3 protein-coding genes are annotated in these 3152 nt (G+C 56.8%); all 3 read left to right on the forward strand.

The window, feature by feature from the left end:
* The first annotated feature begins 113 nt into the window (after window positions 1-113).
* Window positions 114-1079 (forward strand): AAA family ATPase, encoded by a 966-nt coding sequence (locus tag ABX962_RS33605; protein ID WP_372726043.1) that lies wholly within the window; start codon window positions 114-116, stop codon window positions 1077-1079.
* Between the two features lie 44 nt (window positions 1080-1123).
* Complete coding sequence (locus ABX962_RS33610) at window positions 1124-1558, forward strand: hypothetical protein (protein WP_372726044.1); 435 nt, start codon at window positions 1124-1126, stop codon at window positions 1556-1558.
* Window positions 1555-3152 (forward strand): permease (locus ABX962_RS33615; protein ID WP_372726045.1); only part of this gene is annotated, 1598 nt, incomplete at its 3' end. The genes ABX962_RS33610 and ABX962_RS33615, both read left to right, overlap by 4 nt.

Below are 3152 nucleotides of genomic sequence, written 5' to 3' on the forward strand. Positions count from 1 at the left end.
CAAGCAACGTTCGCTGGCGGCGAAAACCGATTCCACGAACACACCGTTTCCAAAGAGCTGATGATGAAGCTGAATATACAAGCCCTCCGGCAACTAACCACCGAGGTGACTGCATGAAATTGCTCAAAAAACCGGTTGACGAATTGGTCGACGTTGAAAGCGTTGGTGAAACGCTCGATAGTTTGCGAAGTCAGCTCAACCGTGTCCTGCTAGGCAAGACCGAAGCGGTCGAACTGGTCATCGCGTGCCTATTGGCTCAAGGGCATTTGTTGATGGACGATTTGCCGGGGACGGGCAAGACGACGCTGGCCAAAGCGATCGCTGCCTGCGTCGGTGGAAAGTTGGCCCGAGTCCAATGCACGCCGGATTTGTTGCCGTCGGACGTGACCGGGTTCAATTTGTTCAACCAAAAGACTCGCGAATTTGAATTTCACGCGGGGCCGGTTTTTTCGGACGTCTTGCTGGCTGACGAGTTGAACCGGACGACGCCGCGAACCCAGAGCGCGTTGCTCGAAGCGATGGCCGAACGCCAGGTGACGATCGACGCGGTGCCGTATTCGTTGGCAAAAACCTTTTTTGTGATCGCAACACAGAACCCGATCGACTCGCACGGTGCGTACCCGCTTCCGGAAGCTCAATTGGATCGGTTCACGATCAAACTGAAAATCGGCTACCCCGATCGTGCGTCGCAGATCGACATTTTGGAAGCGGCATCGCGGGCGGATTTGTCCCGCCAGGATTCGCCCGCCGTTTTGTCGTTGGACGAACTCGCACGAATCCAGGAACAAGTGCGAACAATCACGGTGCACCCGCGAGTGCGTGAGTACTTGGTGGATCTAGTGGAGGCGACTCGTGAGGACGCAGCGATTGAGTTGGGGGTTAGCCCCCGAGGCATGTTGTTGTGGCAACGGATCGCTCAGGCGTGGGCGCTCCTGCAAGGCCGTGGTTTCGTCACGCCGAGTGATGTACTGCACGTCGCGCGGCCGGTCTTGTCAGTGCGTTTGCTGACAACAACCGACGATGTCGACGGAGTGATCAACCGATTATTGGATGCCGTTCCCGCGCCGGAGTACCGATGATGAAATGTTGGAACCGAGTTTTTAGTCGATCGAGCATGGGGGGAATGGCAGCCAGTACCTGGGCTCCTACGGCGCTCGCATTGGTGCTTCTGGTTGGCTGCACTCCCGACACCGCCGTCAAAACGTCGCACTTTGAACACGATCACGTCGTCGCCGCGCATTGGCCCGCGGATCTTGCCGACGTGGCGGTGAAGTTGCGGGAACGACTCGCGATCGAAAACGCGAGCGAGTCAACGCGGCACGAAATCGAAGAGCTGGTCAGTTGGACGGCGGAAGTTGCCGCCGACACGAACCTTGCCGAAGCCGACTGGTTGCCGCTTTACAACACCAGCGAATCGCTGACGGCAAACCTGCGTGCCGCCAAAGGCGATCTGACGAACGAGAATCGCAAGCAAATCGAATCGCTTTGTGATCTGGTGGATGAAGCTGTCAACAAAATTCCTCCGCAACTGAATAGCCTTGCAAAGGACCAATCATGAATCAATCCGTTTCGATGATGCTGGTCGGCGGACTGATTCGCGTCCTGCAAGGATTCACGCAAGCGGCACCGACGTTGCTGGTCGGACTGCTGATCGCATCGGTTTTGCGTTATTACCTCGGTGCCATGGGAACACGTCGATTGTTTGGTGGCGACAGATGGCGATCGCTGCCGCAATCGTGGTTGGTCGGCATGTTGTTGCCGGTTTGTTCGATCGGCGTGTTGCCAATCTTGTTTGAAATGCGTCGCGCGAAGGTGAAACCAGGGGCGATGTCGGCGTTCGCGTTGTCGGCTCCGTTATTCAATCCATTGTCGCTGCTGTACGGGCTGACGCTCAGTCGTCCGTTGGTGATCATCTTGTTTGCATTAGGCTCGTTGGTGGTGGTGACGGCGCTCGGTCTGTTTTGGGATGCGTTTTCAAAGTGGCGTCGGCTTCCAGCCTGCGATGCCGATTGTGATGCAGATAACCGGCCGGAAGCCTATTTCACACCGGACCATTTAATCGGACTCCGCCGCATCTTCGCAACCATCGTCCACTTCGCACGCGAAGCCACCGGGGTGACCCTGTTGATCACGTTCGTCGCCTTGTCGGGACTGGCCGTCCTGGCCGCCGTGTTGCCTTACGGCGCGATGCAACACTCCGTCGAACGCGACGATTGGTGGGCACCGCTGAAGATGCTGTTTGTTGCGGTTCCGGTGTATGCCACACCGATGTTGGCAATGAGCCAAATGGGGATGATGTTTCAACATGCCAATTCGCCGGGGGCATCGTTCACGTTGTTGATTCTCGGCGCGGGGATGAACTTTGCCACTCCGTTGTGGTTCGCACGTCACTACGGACCGAAGGCCGCGTCGATATGGATGGCATCGTTGTTGATGATCGTGGTTGGGCTGTCGTATGCGATCAACAAACCGCTTGTTCCACCAGGCGTCCAGCCAGCCGGTCACACCCACGCATTTGACATTTACGCCAACCCACTGTCGACCAATCACTCGATCAGCCTCGAATCGATCGGCGATCTGGTCACCAAGGAGGCCGACGTCAGCATGATCGCTTCGTTAATCGCACTGGCAATCGTCGCTCTGCTTGGACTGGTATTTCGCGTGTTGAAAATCGACGAAGCGTCGTTGGTCGCAAGTGCCAAGGCGGGTTCGTTTGCTTCGTCGCTGCAGACCGAAGATGCAAAGCCGCGTCGTGGCTTGGACATCGTGGTTCCGCCAGGCGTGATCGGAGCGACGATGTTGGCCGGGCTGGTGGCGCTGAGTGTCGTTGCGTGTTATGCCTATTACCCTTCGCCCGACGAATGCCTCGACGAAATCAGCATGGCTCGAGCGGAGTGTTTGTCAGCCGCGAACAGCGGACAGGTCGATCACGCGCTGTTTTGGTTGCCGGTCTGGGAAGATTGGAGTCGCCGAATGGAGGTGGGCACGTTCATTCGCACCGGCCAAGTTCGACCCTACCAACGGATGCAGGGTTATTTGATCCGAAAAAAGCTGGAGTTACTTGAACATGAACTTGAGCACGACCCGTTTGAACCGGATGAAACCCAACGGGTTGTGAGGGATATTTTGGGTACCAATTTCCGCTGGGCTCA

It is taken from the genome of Novipirellula sp. (assembly GCF_041583735.1).
Classification (GTDB): Bacteria; Planctomycetota; Planctomycetia; order Pirellulales; family Pirellulaceae; genus Novipirellula.